This is a genomic window from Ralstonia edaphi (genome assembly GCF_958350185.1).
Lineage (GTDB): Bacteria > Pseudomonadota > Gammaproteobacteria > Burkholderiales > Burkholderiaceae > Ralstonia > Ralstonia edaphi.
In genome coordinates, this window is sequence record NZ_CATWHI010000008.1 from 26,568 (window position 1) to 41,721 (window position 15,154).

The window sequence follows — 15,154 nt, forward strand, 5'->3', positions numbered from 1 at the left end:
GATGTACGACTCTCCCGCCATAGACCACGCGCTGAAGGCGCTGCCCGAAGACACCGCCGCCGCCACGCATGCGGTGCTGCACGATGTGTTCGGCTACAGCGCCTTCCGCGGTCCGCAGGCGGAAATCGTCGCGCACGTCGCCGACGGCGGCGATTGCCTCGTGCTGATGCCGACCGGCGGCGGCAAATCCCTCTGCTATCAGATTCCGGCGCTCGTGCGGCACCGGCGCGGGCAGGGTGCTGGCATCGTCGTGTCGCCCCTCATTGCGCTGATGCAGGATCAGGTGGCCGCGCTGGAAGAGGCGGGCGTGCGCGCCGCGTACCTCAACTCCGCGCTGACGGGCGCCGAGGCCGCGCAGGTCGAGCGCGATCTGGCAGCCGGGCGGCTGGATCTCGTCTACGTGGCGCCCGAGCGGTTGATGACGCCGCGCTTCCTCGAGCTGCTTGAGCGATCGCGCATCGGCCTGTTCGCCATCGACGAAGCGCACTGCGTGTCGCAGTGGGGGCACGATTTCCGGCCCGAGTACATCCAGCTTTCCGTGCTGCACGAGCGTTTCCCGCACGTGCCGCGCATTGCGCTCACCGCCACGGCCGATGCGGTCACGCGCGACGAGATCATCGAACGGCTCGCGCTCACGGGTTCCCGCGTTTTCCTCTCCAGCTTCGACCGCCCGAACATCCGCTACACCATCGTCGAGAAGGACAGCGCGCGGCAGCAGCTGCTGCGGTTCATTCGCGCCGAGCACATGGACGGCGACACCTGCGACGCCGGCATCGTCTATTGTCTGTCGCGCAAGAAGGTGGAAGAGACCGCGCAGTGGCTGGCCGAGCAAGGCATCCGCGCGCTGCCGTATCACGCCGGGATGGATTCCGAAGTGCGCGCCCGCCATCAGGCGATCTTCCGCAAGGAGGAGGGCGTCGTGATGGTGGCGACCATCGCTTTCGGCATGGGCATCGACAAGCCGGACGTCCGCTTCGTTGCGCACCTCGATTTGCCCAAGAGCCTGGAGGGCTACTACCAGGAGACCGGCCGCGCCGGCCGCGACGGCCTGCCCGCCAACGCGTGGATGGCCTACGGCTTGGCCGACGTGGTGCAGCAGCGCCGCATGATCGATGAGTCCGATGCGGACGATGTGCACAAGCGCGTCTCCACCGCCAAGCTCGAAGCGCTGCTTGGCCTGTGCGAAGCCGCAACCTGCCGCCGCGTGGCGCTGCTCGCGTACTTCGGTGAAAGCAGCCAGCCCTGCGGCAACTGCGATACGTGCCTCACGCCGCCGCAAACCTGGGATGCCACGCGCGAGGCGCAGATGGCGCTGTCGTGCGCATACCGCGTCCAGCAAGCCAGTCGCGTGAGCTTTGGCGCGGGCCAGCTCATCGACATCCTGCGCGGCAACGCCACCGAGCGCATCAAGCAGTGGCATCACGAAACGCTGTCCACCTTCGGCATCGGCAGCGATCTGTCCGAAGCCGCTTGGCGCAGCGTGTTCCGCCAGTTGGTCGCGCAGGGCTTGTTTGCGGTGGACCACGGCGGCCATGGCGCGCTGATCCTGACCGATGCCGCGCGCCCCGTGCTCAAGGGCGAGCAGCCGGTGATCCTGCGCCGTCAGGCCGAGAAGGTGCGCGGCGCGTCGTCATCGTCGACGAAGAAGGAGCGTCGCGCCGATCCGGCTGCCGAGCTTTCCGCCGAGGCGCAGGTGCGCTGGCAGGCGCTGCGGGCCTGGCGGACGCAGGCTGCGCGCGAGCACAGCGTGCCGGCGTATGTGATCTTCCACGACGCCACGCTCGCGCGCATTGCGGAGACCGATCCGGATTCGCGCGAGGCGCTCGGCGAGCTGCCGGGTATCGGCATGGCCAAGCTGGACCGCTACGGCCAGGCGCTGCTCGACGTGCTGGAGAAGTGCCGCGAGCAAGCCTAGGCGGACGGTGGCAATGGCCCCATCACGCCGGTGCGGCTCAGGTGATCGCCCAGAAAATCGACAAACGCCCGCACCTTCGGCAGCAGGTGCACACGCTGCGTGAATACGGCGTGCAGGGGCACCTCCCGCGCTGTGTAGTTCGTCAGCACCGCTTGCAGCCGGCCGGCCGCAATATCGTCGCGCACGAGATACGCCGGCCCGAGCGACACGCCCAGCCCCGAACGCGCCGCCTCGCGCAGCACGAGGCTGTTGTTCGCGAGCATTGAGCCGGTGACGTGTGCGACGTGACGCTGGCCAGCAGCGTCTGTCAGCACCCAGTCGTACGGCCCGTCGTAGTTGGCGTAGACGAGGCAGTTGTGGTCGCGCAAATCCTCCGGCGACTGCGGAATGCCCCGCTCCCGAAAATACGACGGCGCGCCGTAGATGGCGTGCGCGCAATTCGCCAGTCGCCGCGCCACCAGCGACGAGTCCTCCAGCATGCCGATACGGATCGCCACGTCGATGCGCCCGGCGACCAGATCGGCGTAGCGGTCGTTCATGTCCAGATCGATCTGCACGGCGGGGTAGCGCGCCTGGAATGCGCCCAGCAGCGGCGCCAGCAATGTCACCGCAAACGAGGCCGGCGCCGACACGCGCAACGTGCCGCGCGCCTCATCGCGCAAGGCGCTCACGGCCTGCTCCGCTGCATCGACGAGCGCCAGGCCTTCGCGGCTTTTCTCGAAGAACGCCGCACCCGCTTCGGTGAGCGACAGGCGCCGCGTCGTCCGTTGCAGCAGCCGCGTCTCCAACCGCGCCTCCAGCCGCGCAAGCGCCTTGCTGATCACCCCGCGCGACATCCCCATCGCATCGGCCGCCGCCGACAGGCTGCCGCGCTCCACCACCTGCACGAAGACCACCACGTCAGAAAGCCGATCCATATTTGCGCACGTACGGAAACAATATGGCGCCAGAGGCTACCTTAATCTGCGCGAATCGGCTGGCTAGGATGGGGTCTCCGATTCTTCGTCCCGCTCATCATGACCACCGAAGCCCCAGCCGTTCCCAACACGTCCCTCGCCGACGCGCTCCCTCGCGGCGCCACGCCGCTGTTTGCCGCCGCCGTCGGGCTCATCGTCATCAACCTGTTCGGCATCCAGCCGCTGGTCGCCGAGATCGCCGCGAGCATCGGCTGGACCACGGCCGCCACCGGGCTGCTCGTGACCGCCACGCTGGTCGGCTACGGCATCGGCCTGTTGCTGCTGATGCCGCTGACCGACCTGCAGGACAATCGCGCGCTCGCCTCGCGCACGCTATGGGGCGCGGTGGCGTCGCTGGTGCTGACCACGGTCGCGCAGAGTGGCCAAGTGTTGATGCTGGCCGCCTTTGCCATCGGCCTCACGTCGACGGTCATTCAGATGCTGATCGCGCTGGCGGGCCGCTTGGCCGCAGACCACCGGCGCGGCCGCGTGCTCGGCGACATCATGATCGGCCTGAACCTGGGCATCCTGCTGTCGCGCCCGGCGGCCAGCCTAATCGCGGCGCAATGGGGCTGGCGTGCGTTCTACGGCGCATCGGCGGTGGCGATTGCCGTGCTGGCCGTCCTCCTGCCGCGGGTGATGCCGACCTTCGTGCCGCCGCGTGCGCTGTCGTATGGCGCGTTGCTCAAGTCGTATGGCCATCTTCTACGCAGCGAACCGGTATTGCGTCGCCGCGCCGCCACCCAGGCTTTGCTGATGGCGGCGTTCACGTTGTTCTGGACGGCTGTCGCACTGCGGCTGGCGGCCGCGCCATTCCATCTTTCACAGAACGGCATCGGGATCTTTGCGCTGTGCGGCGCGGCCGGGGTCGTGGCAGCGCCCATCGCCGGGCGGCTGGCCGATCGCGGCTTGGTGCGCGTTGGCACGCTGCTCGCGCACGGCAGTGCGGCGACGGGTCTGCTGTTGGCGCTGGCTTCGGCGCTGCTGCCGGGCCTGAGCGTTCCGGTCATGTTGACGATGCTGGTGGCCGCGGCGCTACTGCTCGACTTCGGTGCTATCGGCGACCAAGCGCTCGGCCGCTACATGGTCAACACGCTGTCGCCGGAGGTTCGCGGGCGTGTGAATGGCCTATACACCGGGGCGTTCTTCTTTGGTGCGGCGGCAGGCGGCGGCTTGGCCGGCGTGGCGTGGGTGCGCGCCGGCTGGGTCGGCGTATCGATTCTGGCGCTGGGGTTTGTGGCGACGGCCGCACTCGTCTTTGTGTGGCCCGCGCGTGCTTCCCGTGCCATCGGCGCCACACCGCGCCGCTGCTGACCCCGCCCGCGCGTCGCCAGAGCGGCGGCGCGCTTGACGCTTGCAAAGCAGGTCGCTATAGTGCCAGATTCGAGTTTTTGGCTTCTGGTTTCGCGCGTCCATGCCCGGCAAAGCGCTGTGCAAGACATCTGAACCAGACGGGCTCGCGCTCTTTGGTCTTGATCTGTTCCCGCAGGTCCTCCCTTCAGAGCGTTCTGCTCGCCACTTCCATAAAACCCGATTGCGCCGTCCGCCTCACATATGAGGCGTTCACGTTATGTGAGCCGGCGATTTTTCAAAAACCAAGCTGGATTGAACAATGCCAACCATCAATCAACTGGTTCGCAAGCCCCGCGTCTCGGAAAAGCTGAAGAGCAAGAGCCCGGCACTTGAGAACTGCCCGCAGCGTCGCGGCGTGTGCACCCGCGTGTACACCACGACGCCGAAGAAGCCGAACTCGGCACTGCGTAAGGTCGCCAAGGTGCGCCTGACCAACGGTTTCGAAGTCATTTCGTACATCGGCGGTGAAGGTCACAACCTGCAAGAACACAGCGTCGTGCTGATCCGCGGCGGCCGTGTGAAGGACTTGCCGGGTGTGCGTTACCACATCGTGCGCGGCTCCCTTGACCTGCAAGGCGTCAAGGACCGTAAGCAAGCGCGTTCGAAGTACGGCGCGAAGCGTCCGAAGGCGGCCTAAGTCGCCAGTGAGATCGCGCCGCTTTTGCGGTCACGGTCTTGTCATGAGCAGGCGGTACAACGGTGCGTTTTTTGACCGCACTGGCACCGTCGAGTAAGTGGTCACCCGGCTCAGATTGTTGGAAGACAAGCTAGTTGGTGGCCGGAGAACCGAAGCGGTTCTCAACTGAACAGAGAAGGAAAGAAGATGCCACGTCGTCGTGAAGTCCCCAAGCGGGAAATTCTGCCGGACCCGAAGTTCGGCAATGTGGAAGTCGCCAAGTTCATGAACGTCCTGATGCTGGACGGCAAGAAGTCGGTGGCTGAACGTATCGTCTACGGTGCGTTCGACCAGATCGAGAAGAAAGCAGGCAAGGCGCCGATCGAGGTGTTCACGCTGGCTATCGGCAACATCAAGCCGGTGGTCGAAGTGAAGAGCCGTCGTGTTGGTGGCGCCAACTATCAGGTGCCGGTCGAAGTCCGGCCGTCGCGTCGTCTGGCATTGGCGATGCGTTGGCTGCGGGAAGCTGCGAAGAAGCGCAGCGAGAAGTCGATGGCCCTGCGTCTGGCTGGTGAGCTGCTCGAAGCCTCGGAAGGCCGCGGCGGCGCCATGAAGAAGCGCGACGAAGTGCACCGCATGGCTGAAGCCAACAAGGCGTTCTCGCACTTCCGCTTCTAAGCGACGCGAGACGTTGTTGGTTGCTGGGCGGGCTGTGTGCGCACATCTCGCCCATTTGTATTAGGGGCGCTTGGCCGTGGGCCAGCGCCCCGTTGACGAATCTGAGGATTAACCGTGGCTCGTAAGACCCCCATTGAGCGCTACCGTAACATCGGTATTTCCGCTCACATCGACGCCGGCAAGACCACCACGACCGAGCGGATCCTGTTCTACACCGGTGTGAACCACAAGATCGGTGAAGTGCATGATGGCGCTGCCACCATGGACTGGATGGAGCAGGAGCAAGAGCGCGGCATCACCATCACGTCCGCTGCTACCACCGCCTTCTGGAAGGGCATGGGCGGCAACTACCCCGAGCACCGCTTCAACATCATCGACACCCCGGGCCACGTGGACTTCACCATCGAGGTGGAGCGTTCCATGCGTGTGCTGGACGGCGCGTGCATGGTGTACTGCGCGGTGGGTGGCGTGCAGCCGCAGTCGGAAACCGTCTGGCGTCAGGCCAACAAGTACAAGGTGCCGCGTCTGGCGTTCGTCAACAAGATGGACCGTACCGGCGCGAACTTCTTCAAGGTCTACGACCAGCTGAAGACCCGTCTGAAGGCCAACCCGGTGCCCGTCGTGGTGCCTATCGGCGCTGAAGACGGCTTCCAGGGCGTCGTCGATCTGCTGGAAATGAAGGCGATCATTTGGGACGAAGCCAGCCAGGGCGTGAAGTTCGAATACCACGACATCCCGGCCAATCTGGTTGACGTCGCCAACGAGTGGCGCGAGAAGATGGTCGAGTCGGCTGCTGAAGCCAGCGAAGAGCTGATGGAAAAGTACCTGGGCGGCGAAGAGCTGTCCCGTGCTGAGATCGTCAAGGCACTGCGCGACCGTACCATCGCCTGCGAAATCCAGCCGATGCTGTGCGGCACCGCGTTCAAGAACAAGGGCGTGCAGCGCATGCTCGACGCCGTGATCGACTTCCTGCCGTCGCCGGTCGACATTCCGCCGGTTCAGGGCATCGACGAAAACGACGAAGAGAAGAAGCTCGAGCGCAAGGCAGACGACAACGAAAAGTTCTCGGCGCTGGCGTTCAAGATCATGACCGACCCGTTCGTTGGTCAGCTGATCTTCTTCCGCGTCTACTCGGGCAAGATCAACTCCGGCGACACCGTGTACAACCCGGTGAAGCAGAAGAAGGAGCGTCTGGGCCGTATTCTGCAGATGCACGCCAACCAGCGCGAAGAAATCAAGGAAGTGCTGGCAGGCGACATCGCCGCTGCAGTGGGCCTGAAGGACGCCACCACGGGTGACACGCTGTGCGACCCGAGCGCTCCGATCATTCTCGAGCGCATGGTGTTCCCGGAGCCGGTGATCTCGCAGGCTGTCGAGCCGAAGACCAAGGCTGACCAGGAGAAGATGGGCATCGCCCTGAACCGCCTGGCTGCTGAAGATCCGTCGTTCCGCGTGCGTACCGATGAAGAATCGGGCCAGACCATCATTTCGGGTATGGGTGAGCTGCACCTCGAAATTCTGGTCGATCGCATGAAGCGCGAATTCGGCGTGGAAGCCAACATCGGCGCCCCGCAAGTTGCCTACCGCGAAACCATCCGCAAGAAGGTTGAAGACGTTGAAGGCAAGTTCGTCAAGCAGTCCGGCGGTCGCGGTCAGTACGGTCACGCTGTGATCACGCTGGAACCGGCGGACGACGAGGCGAAGAAGGCTGGCAAGAACTTCGAATTCGTCGACGCCATCAAGGGCGGTGTGATTCCTCGCGAATACATCCCGGCGGTCGAGAAGGGCATCGTCGACACGCTGCCGTCCGGTATTCTGGCGGGCTTCCCGGTGGTGGACGTGAAGGTCACGCTGACGTTCGGTTCGTACCACGACGTGGACTCGAACGAAAACGCGTTCCGCATGGCCGGCTCGATGGCTTTCAAGGAAGCCATGCGCCGCGCCACCCCGGTTCTGCTGGAGCCGATGATGGCTGTGGAAGTGGAAACGCCGGAAGACTACACGGGTACCGTGATGGGCGACTTGTCGTCCCGCCGCGGCATCGTGCAGGGCATGGACGACATGGTGGGCGGCGGCAAGATCATCAAGGCCGAAGTCCCGCTGTCGGAAATGTTCGGTTATTCGACGTCGCTGCGCTCGCAGACGCAAGGCCGCGCCACGTACACCATGGAATTCAAGCAATACGCTGAGGCACCGAAGAACATCGCCGAAGCTGTGATGGCTGCCAAGGGTACGAAGTAATCAACGTGTTTTGGCGGCGCGCGCGTGCGTGCCGCCTGCATCCCAAATCTAGTAATTAGCCGATTCCGAATTGAGGAGCTGACATGGCAAAGGAAAAGTTCGAGCGGACCAAGCCGCACGTGAACGTTGGTACGATTGGTCACGTTGACCACGGCAAGACGACGCTGACCGCAGCGATCGCAACCGTGCTGTCGAGCAAGTTCGGTGGTACCGCGAAGAAGTACGACGAAATCGACGCAGCGCCGGAAGAAAAGGCACGCGGCATCACGATCAACACCGCGCACATCGAGTACGAAACGGCCAACCGCCACTACGCGCACGTTGACTGCCCGGGCCACGCCGACTACGTCAAGAACATGATTACCGGTGCCGCCCAGATGGACGGCGCAATCCTGGTGTGCTCGGCCGCTGACGGCCCGATGCCGCAAACGCGTGAGCACATCCTGCTGGCCCGCCAGGTTGGTGTGCCGTACATCATCGTCTTCCTGAACAAGTGCGACATGGTGGACGACGCTGAGCTGCTGGAGCTGGTCGAGATGGAAGTGCGTGAACTTCTGTCGAAGTACGACTTCCCGGGCGACGATACCCCGATCATCAAGGGTTCGGCCAAGCTGGCGCTGGAAGGCGACAAGGGCGAACTGGGCGAAGTGGCCATCATGAACCTGGCCGACGCGCTGGACACCTACATCCCGACGCCGGAGCGCGCTGTTGACGGCACGTTCCTGATGCCGGTGGAAGACGTGTTCTCGATCTCGGGTCGCGGCACCGTGGTGACCGGCCGTATCGAGCGCGGCATCATCAAGGTCGGCGAAGAAATCGAAATCGTCGGTATCGCCATGGACGGCGACAAGCCGAAGATCGACAAGACGACCTGCACGGGCGTGGAAATGTTCCGCAAGCTGCTGGACCAAGGTCAAGCAGGCGACAACGTCGGTATTCTGCTGCGCGGCACGAAGCGCGAAGACGTTCAGCGCGGCCAAGTGCTGGCCAAGCCGGGTTCGATCAAGCCGCACACCGAATTCACGGGCGAGGTCTACATCCTGTCGAAGGACGAAGGCGGCCGTCACACGCCGTTCTTCAACAACTACCGTCCGCAGTTCTACTTCCGTACGACGGACGTGACTGGCTCGATCGCCCTGCCGGAAGGCAAGGAAATGGTCATGCCGGGCGACAACGTGTCGATCACCGTCAAGCTGATCGCCCCGATCGCCATGGAAGAAGGCCTGCGCTTCGCTATCCGTGAAGGCGGCCGTACCGTGGGTGCTGGCGTCGTTGCCAAGATCCTGAAGTAAAAGGCGGATCGATGCGCTGTTCCTCGTAAGGGGTGCGGCGCATCGCCTGTAGCATCGCTCTTTCAATCTACCGGCGGCCTGGCCGCCATGCTCTTTAAGGAAACATCATGCAGAACCAGAAGATCCGTATCCGCCTGAAGGCTTTCGACTATCGCCTGATCGACCAGTCGGCCGCTGAAATCGTTGAAACCGCCAAGCGCACCGGTGCGATCGTCAAGGGCCCGGTGCCCCTGCCGACCCGCATCCAGCGTTTCGACGTTCTGCGTTCGCCGCACGTCAACAAGACCAGCCGCGACCAGTTCGAAATCCGCACGCACCAGCGCCTGATGGACATCGTCGATCCGACGGACAAGACCGTCGATGCGCTGATGAAGCTGGACCTGCCGGCTGGCGTGGACGTCGAGATCAAGCTGCAATAAGCAAGACAACGCTGCCGGTCACTCCGGTAACGGGCAAGCGGCGAGCCAAGTGCTCGCCGTTTTGCTTTTGAGGTGGCGGATGTTGCGTTGCACACGACGTTCGGGCGCTATCCGGCAATCGGCCTTGCATATTGTTCGTAATCGGGATATATTGTAGGGCTACCCCTTTAGTCAGGGGAGTGGGCTGGCCATTTGGCCTCGCGCCGTCTCTTTAGGCGCAGTCCAGTTCAAGATTCGTAGTATCAATCAGCCCCGGCCAATCGCAGCTGGGAATGGAGCAAACCATGAGCCTTGGCCTTGTAGGTCGCAAGGTTGGCATGACCCGTATTTTCACGGACGACGGCGATTCGATTCCCGTCACCGTGCTCGAGGTCGGCGACAACCGCGTGACGCAAATCAAGACGGACGAGACCGACGGTTATACCGCGGTTCAAGTCACCTTCGGCACCCGACGCGCCAGCCGCGTCACCAAGCCGCTGGCGGGTCATCTCGCCAAAGCCGGCGTGGAGGCGGGCGAAGTTATCAAAGAATTCCGAGTGGATGCCGCTCGTGCCGCTGAATTCCAGCCTGGCGCGAACATCAGCGTCGACCTGTTCGAAGTCGGTCAGAAGATCGATGTTCAGGGTGTGACGATTGGTAAGGGCTACGCCGGTACCATCAAGCGTTACAACTTCTCGTCGGGCCGCGCCTCGCACGGTAACTCGCGCTCGCACAACGTGCCGGGCTCGATCGGTATGGCGCAGGATCCGGGTCGCGTGTTCCCGGGTAAGCGCATGACCGGTCACATGGGTGACGTCACCCGTACCGTTCAGAATCTGGAAATCGCCAAGATCGACGCAGAGCGCAAGCTGCTGCTGGTCAAGGGTGCGATTCCGGGCGCCAAGGGCGGTCAAGTCATCGTCACGCCGGCCGTGAAGGCCCGCGCCAAGAAGGCATAAGGAGCAAACGCATGGAACTGAAGCTGCTCCAGGACAACGGTCAACTCGGCGCCGGCGTTGCTGCCTCGCCGGAAGTGTTCGGCCGTGACTACAACGAAGCCCTCGTTCACCAAGTCGTCGTCGCTTACCAGGCCAACGCTCGCAGCGGTAACCGTAAGCAGAAGGACCGTGAAGAGGTCAAGCACACGACCAAGAAGCCGTGGCGTCAAAAGGGTACGGGCCGCGCCCGTGCAGGTATGAGCTCCTCCCCGCTGTGGCGCGGGGGTGGTCGTATCTTCCCGAACAGCCCGGAAGAAAACTTCTCGCAGAAGGTCAACAAGAAGATGTACCGCGCCGGCATGCGCTCGATTTATTCGCAGCTCGCCCGTGAAGGTCGCATCAACGTCGTTGACAGCCTGTCCGTCGACGCGCCCAAAACCAAGCTGCTGGCCGACAAGTTCCGCGCCATGGGCCTGGATTCGGTGCTCGTGATTACCGATAACCTGGACGAAAACCTCTTCCTGGCATCGCGCAACCTGGCGCATGTGCTCGTGGTTGAGCCGCGTCACGCCGACCCGCTGTCGCTCGTGCACTACAAGAAGGTGCTCGTGACCAAGGCAGCCGTCGCGCAGATCGAGGAGTTGCTGAAATGACGCAAGTTGCCAAGAACGACCATCGCCTGATGCAGGTGCTGCTGGCGCCTGTGGTGTCTGAAAAGGCAACCCTGGTGGCCGAGAAGAACGAACAGGTCGTGTTCGAAGTGGCTCGCGACGCCAACAAGGGCGAAGTGAAGGCTGCTGTCGAGCTGCTGTTCAAGGTCGAAGTCGAGTCCGTCCAGATCCTGAACCAGAAGGGCAAGCAAAAGCGCTTCGGTCGCTTCATGGGTCGTCGTGACCACGTGAAGAAGGCCTATGTCTCGCTGAAGCCGGGCCAGGAAATCAATTTTGAAGCGGAGGCCAAGTAATCATGGCACTCGTCAAAACCAAGCCGACATCGCCGGGCCGCCGCTCGATGGTGAAGGTCGTTAACCCCGACCTTCACAAGGGCGCGCCGCACGCCCCGCTGCTGGAAAAGCAAATCCAGAAGTCGGGTCGTAACAACAACGGCCACATCACCACCCGTCACAAGGGCGGTGGTCACAAGCATCACTATCGCATCGTCGACTTCAAGCGTAACGACAAGGACGGTATCCCGGCCAAGATCGAACGCCTGGAATACGATCCGAACCGTAGCGCCAACATCGCGCTCGTGCTGTTCGCTGATGGCGAGCGCCGCTACATCATCGCCCCGAAGGGCGCTGTGGTTGGCCAAGCCATCGCCAACGGCTCGGAAGCGCCGATCAAGGCCGGTAACAACCTGCCGATCCGCAACATCCCGGTCGGTACGACGATCCACTGCGTGGAAATCCTGCCGGGCAAGGGCGCCCAAGTTGCCCGTTCCGCCGGTACGTCCGCTGTGCTGCTGGCTCGCGAAGGCATCTACGCTCAAGTGCGTCTGCGCTCGGGTGAAGTGCGCCGTGTGCACATCGAGTGCCGCGCGACCATTGGTGAAGTCGGCAACGAAGAGCACAGCCTGCGCCAGATCGGTAAGGCCGGTGCAACTCGTTGGCGCGGTATTCGCCCGACCGTCCGCGGTGTGGTGATGAACCCGGTCGATCACCCGCATGGTGGTGGTGAAGGTAAGACTGCTGCTGGCCGTGATCCGGTGTCCCCGTGGGGCACGCCGACCAAGGGCTACCGCACCCGTCGTAACAAGCGCACTGACAGCATGATCGTTCAGCGCCGTCACAAGCGTTAATCGGTAGGTAGGAGCTTAGATATGACTCGTTCCGTAAAAAAGGGTCCTTTCATTGACGCCCACCTGCTGAAGAAGGTTGAGGTGGCAGTGCAAACGAAGGACAAGAAGCCCATCAAGACTTGGTCGCGCCGTTCGACCATTCTGCCGGACTTCATCGGCCTGACGATCGCCGTTCATAACGGTCGTCAGCACGTGCCCGTGTATGTCACGGAAAACATGGTTGGCCACAAGCTCGGCGAATTTGCGCTCACGCGTACGTTCAAGGGCCACGCTGCCGACAAGAAAGCGAAGCGATAAGGGGCAATCATGGAAGTTAAAGCGATTCATCGCGGCGCCCGTATCTCCGCACAGAAGACGCGCCTGGTTGCTGACCAGATCCGCGGCCTGTCGATCGAGCGCGCGCTCAACGTGCTGACGTTCAGCCCGAAGAAGGCGGCTGGTATCGTGAAGAAGGTGGTTGAGTCCGCCATCGCGAACGCCGAGCACAATGAAGGCGCCGATATCGACGAGCTGAAGGTCAAGTCGATCTACATCGACAAGGCCACGTCGCTCAAGCGCTTCACGGCGCGTGCGAAGGGCCGTGGCAACCGCATCGAGAAACAAACCTGTCACATCACTGTGACGCTGGGCAACTAAGGGGTCACGATGGGACAGAAGATTCATCCGACTGGCTTCCGTCTGGCTGTCAGCCGTAACTGGGCATCGCGTTGGTATGCGAGCAACACCCAGTTTGCCGGCATGCTCAAGGAAGACATCGAGGTTCGCGAGTTTCTGAAGAAGAAGCTGAAGAACGCGTCGGTGGGCCGCGTGGTCATCGAGCGTCCGGCCAAGAATGCTCGTATCACCATTTACAGCTCGCGTCCGGGCGTGGTGATCGGCAAGAAGGGCGAGGACATCGAACTGCTGAAGGCTGAGCTGCAGCGTCGCATGGGCGTGCCCGTGCACGTGAACATCGAAGAAATCCGCAAGCCGGAAGTCGATGCACAGCTGATCGCCGATTCGATCACGCAGCAGCTCGAGCGCCGCATCATGTTCCGTCGCGCAATGAAGCGCGCGATGCAGAACGCGATGCGTCTGGGTGCTCAAGGCATCAAGATCATGAGCTCGGGCCGTCTGAACGGCATCGAAATCGCCCGTACCGAGTGGTACCGCGAAGGCCGTGTGCCCCTGCACACGCTGCGCGCCGATATCGACTACGGCTTCTCCGAAGCGGAAACCACCTACGGCATCATCGGTGTCAAGGTGTGGGTGTACAAGGGCGACCATCTCGGTCGCAACGACGCACCTGTCGTGGAAGAGCCGCAAGAAGAGCGTCGCAAGCGTCCGGGTCGCCCGGAAGGTCGTCGCCGTGAGGGCGAAGGTCGCCCGGCCGGTCAGCGCCGCGGTGCTGGTGCAGGTGCCCGTCGTGGCGCCGACGCCAAGACTGGAGAATAAACATGCTGCAACCTAAGCGCAGGAAGTACCGCAAGGAGCAGAAGGGCCGTAACACCGGTATCGCGACGCGCGGCAACGCAGTCTCGTTCGGCGAGTTCGGTCTGAAGGCGATGGGTCGCGGCCGTCTGACCGCGCGTCAGATTGAGTCGGCCCGTCGTGCGATGACCCGTCACATCAAGCGTGGCGGCCGCATTTGGATCCGGATTTTCCCGGACAAGCCGATCTCGAAGAAGCCTGCCGAAGTCCGTATGGGTAACGGTAAGGGCAACCCGGAATACTACGTGGCTGAAATTCAGCCGGGCAAGATGCTGTACGAAATGGACGGCGTTGGCGAAGAACTGGCACGCGAGGCATTCCGCCTGGCCGCTGCCAAGCTGCCGATCGCGACCAGCTTCGTGGTGCGTCAGGTCGGAACGTAAGGAGCACACACCATGAAAGCATCCGAACTGCGCGACAAAGATGTCGCCGGGCTGAACCAGGAGCTCTCCGAGCTGCTGAAGGCCCAATTTGGCCTGCGCATGCAAAAAGCGACGCAACAGCTGCAGAACACCAGCCAGCTGAAGAAGGTGCGTCGTGACATCGCGCGTGTCCGCACCGTGCTGGGCCAGAAGGGGAACCAGAAATGACTGAAGCCGCAACGTCCCTGAAGCGCACGCTCGTCGGTCGCGTTGTCAGCAACAAGATGGACAAGACCGTCACGGTCCTGATCGAAAACCGCGTCAAGCATCCGCTGTACGGCAAGTACGTGGTGCGCTCGAAGAAGTACCATGCGCACGACGAAGCCAACCAGTACAACGAAGGCGACAAGGTCGAGATCACGGAATCGCGTCCTCTCTCCCGCACCAAGTCGTGGGTGGTGTCGCGTCTGCTCGAAGCTGCACGCGTGATCTAAAACAACAGCGAGCAGTTTGCTGTTGCAAGACCGAGATTATGTGATATAGTCTCGGTCTTTCCCTTTGTGAGGGTGGCCGGTAGATATGCTGGTGGCTCGGGTGAAGGGGAAAAGCGAATGGGCCAGGCGGCAATCGCCGTCGGGCAGCTACCGACTTCAAGTTGATCAACCCAATCGCAGTTGGCGCAATGCCAGCAGCCGGCGGGACCAAGACTGATCGCCTCTGCGCATTGTGCGTTTGGCGAATTAAGTTGGGACGAGAACACCATGATTCAGACAGAAAGCCGGCTCGAAGTGGCCGATAACACGGGTGCGCGTGAAGTCATGTGCATCAAGGTGCTGGGCGGTTCGAAGCGCCGCTACGCCAGCGTCGGCGACATCATCAAGGTCAGCGTCAAGGATGCTGCCCCGCGTGGTCGCGTGAAGAAGGGCGATATCTACAACGCCGTGGTGGTGCGTACCGCCAAGGGCGTGCGCCGTCCCGACGGCTCGCTCATCAAGTTCGACGGCAATGCCGCCGTGCTGCTGAACACCAAGCTTGAGCCGATCGGCACCCGTATTTTCGGGCCGGTCACTCGCGAACTCCGTACCGAGCGCTTCATGAAGATCGTGTCGCTCGCGCCGGAAGTGCTGTAATCGGAGGC

At 62.7% G+C, this 15,154-nt stretch carries 19 protein-coding genes; 18 read left to right on the forward strand and 1 reads right to left on the reverse strand.

All coding sequences use genetic code 11. The features are described 5' to 3' along the window. Window position 1: 1 nt before the first annotated feature. Window positions 2-1,915 (forward strand): DNA helicase RecQ, encoded by a 1,914-nt coding sequence (gene recQ, locus R2669_RS22360; RefSeq protein WP_316902095.1) that lies wholly within the window; start codon window positions 2-4, stop codon window positions 1,913-1,915. On the opposite strand, the gene R2669_RS22365 is transcribed toward recQ, so the two are convergent. Next, on the reverse strand, window positions 1,912-2,832 hold the full coding sequence (locus R2669_RS22365) for a LysR family transcriptional regulator (protein WP_316902097.1): 921 nt from the start codon (window positions 2,830-2,832) through the stop codon (window positions 1,912-1,914). The two genes, recQ and R2669_RS22365, sit on opposite strands and share 4 nt — an antisense overlap. 99 nt (window positions 2,833-2,931) lie before the next feature. Here R2669_RS22365 and R2669_RS22370 point away from each other — a divergent pair, with 99 nt between their 5' ends. From R2669_RS22370 to rplN, 17 genes are all read left to right on the forward strand, one after another. Continuing rightward, a complete protein-coding gene (locus tag R2669_RS22370) occupies window positions 2,932-4,185 on the forward strand; it encodes an MFS transporter (protein ID WP_316902098.1) in 1,254 nt (417 codons plus the stop codon). Between the two features lie 298 nt (window positions 4,186-4,483). Further along, complete coding sequence (gene rpsL / locus R2669_RS22375) at window positions 4,484-4,861, forward strand: 30S ribosomal protein S12 (RefSeq protein WP_003265519.1); 378 nt, start codon at window positions 4,484-4,486, stop codon at window positions 4,859-4,861. A gap of 186 nt (window positions 4,862-5,047) precedes the next feature. Beyond that, the gene (rpsG, locus tag R2669_RS22380) at window positions 5,048-5,518 is read left to right on the forward strand and encodes a 30S ribosomal protein S7 (protein WP_004634470.1); all 471 of its coding nucleotides are present in this window, start codon (window positions 5,048-5,050) and stop codon (window positions 5,516-5,518) included. A 114-nt stretch (window positions 5,519-5,632) separates the two neighbouring features. After that, on the forward strand, window positions 5,633-7,759 hold the full coding sequence (gene fusA / locus R2669_RS22385; protein ID WP_027680274.1) for an elongation factor G: 2,127 nt from the start codon (window positions 5,633-5,635) through the stop codon (window positions 7,757-7,759). Between the two features lie 83 nt (window positions 7,760-7,842). Beyond that, window positions 7,843-9,051 (forward strand): elongation factor Tu, encoded by a 1,209-nt coding sequence (gene tuf / locus R2669_RS22390; protein WP_102067425.1) that lies wholly within the window; start codon window positions 7,843-7,845, stop codon window positions 9,049-9,051. Between the two features lie 107 nt (window positions 9,052-9,158). Next, window positions 9,159-9,470, forward strand: a complete 312-nt coding sequence (rpsJ, locus tag R2669_RS22395; protein ID WP_004634473.1) for a 30S ribosomal protein S10 — start codon at window positions 9,159-9,161, stop codon at window positions 9,468-9,470. A gap of 284 nt (window positions 9,471-9,754) precedes the next feature. Then, window positions 9,755-10,408 carry a 50S ribosomal protein L3 gene (gene rplC, locus R2669_RS22400; RefSeq protein ID WP_004634474.1) on the forward strand — a complete coding sequence of 218 codons (654 nt, stop codon included), beginning with the start codon at window positions 9,755-9,757 and terminating at the stop codon, window positions 10,406-10,408. A gap of 11 nt (window positions 10,409-10,419) precedes the next feature. After that, complete coding sequence (gene rplD / locus R2669_RS22405) at window positions 10,420-11,040, forward strand: 50S ribosomal protein L4 (protein WP_004634475.1); 621 nt, start codon at window positions 10,420-10,422, stop codon at window positions 11,038-11,040. Further along, entirely contained in the window at window positions 11,037-11,351 is a 315-nt protein-coding gene (gene rplW / locus R2669_RS22410; protein ID WP_004634476.1) for a 50S ribosomal protein L23, read from the forward strand. Before rplD ends, rplW begins: the two co-directional genes overlap by 4 nt. 2 nt (window positions 11,352-11,353) lie before the next feature. Then, complete coding sequence (gene rplB / locus R2669_RS22415; protein ID WP_009241891.1) at window positions 11,354-12,184, forward strand: 50S ribosomal protein L2; 831 nt, start codon at window positions 11,354-11,356, stop codon at window positions 12,182-12,184. Between the two features lie 21 nt (window positions 12,185-12,205). Beyond that, a complete protein-coding gene (rpsS, locus tag R2669_RS22420; RefSeq protein WP_021197581.1) occupies window positions 12,206-12,481 on the forward strand; it encodes a 30S ribosomal protein S19 in 276 nt (91 codons plus the stop codon). Window positions 12,482-12,490: 9 nt separating this feature from the next. Next, window positions 12,491-12,820 (forward strand): 50S ribosomal protein L22, encoded by a 330-nt coding sequence (gene rplV / locus R2669_RS22425; protein WP_004634479.1) that lies wholly within the window; start codon window positions 12,491-12,493, stop codon window positions 12,818-12,820. 9 nt (window positions 12,821-12,829) lie between these two features. After that, the gene (gene rpsC / locus R2669_RS22430; protein ID WP_009241892.1) at window positions 12,830-13,618 is read left to right on the forward strand and encodes a 30S ribosomal protein S3; all 789 of its coding nucleotides are present in this window, start codon (window positions 12,830-12,832) and stop codon (window positions 13,616-13,618) included. Between the two features lie 2 nt (window positions 13,619-13,620). After that, window positions 13,621-14,037: a 50S ribosomal protein L16 gene (gene rplP, locus R2669_RS22435; protein ID WP_003264123.1), complete on the forward strand. Its 417-nt coding sequence runs from the start codon at window positions 13,621-13,623 to the stop codon at window positions 14,035-14,037. A gap of 12 nt (window positions 14,038-14,049) precedes the next feature. Further along, entirely contained in the window at window positions 14,050-14,244 is a 195-nt protein-coding gene (rpmC, locus tag R2669_RS22440) for a 50S ribosomal protein L29 (RefSeq protein ID WP_004634481.1), read from the forward strand. Then, window positions 14,241-14,510, forward strand: a complete 270-nt coding sequence (gene rpsQ, locus R2669_RS22445) for a 30S ribosomal protein S17 (protein WP_004634482.1) — start codon at window positions 14,241-14,243, stop codon at window positions 14,508-14,510. The genes rpmC and rpsQ overlap by 4 nt, the downstream gene beginning before the upstream one ends. Before the next feature lie 267 nt (window positions 14,511-14,777). After that, the gene (gene rplN / locus R2669_RS22450; RefSeq protein ID WP_003264129.1) at window positions 14,778-15,146 is read left to right on the forward strand and encodes a 50S ribosomal protein L14; all 369 of its coding nucleotides are present in this window, start codon (window positions 14,778-14,780) and stop codon (window positions 15,144-15,146) included. Window positions 15,147-15,154: the final 8 nt, after the last annotated feature.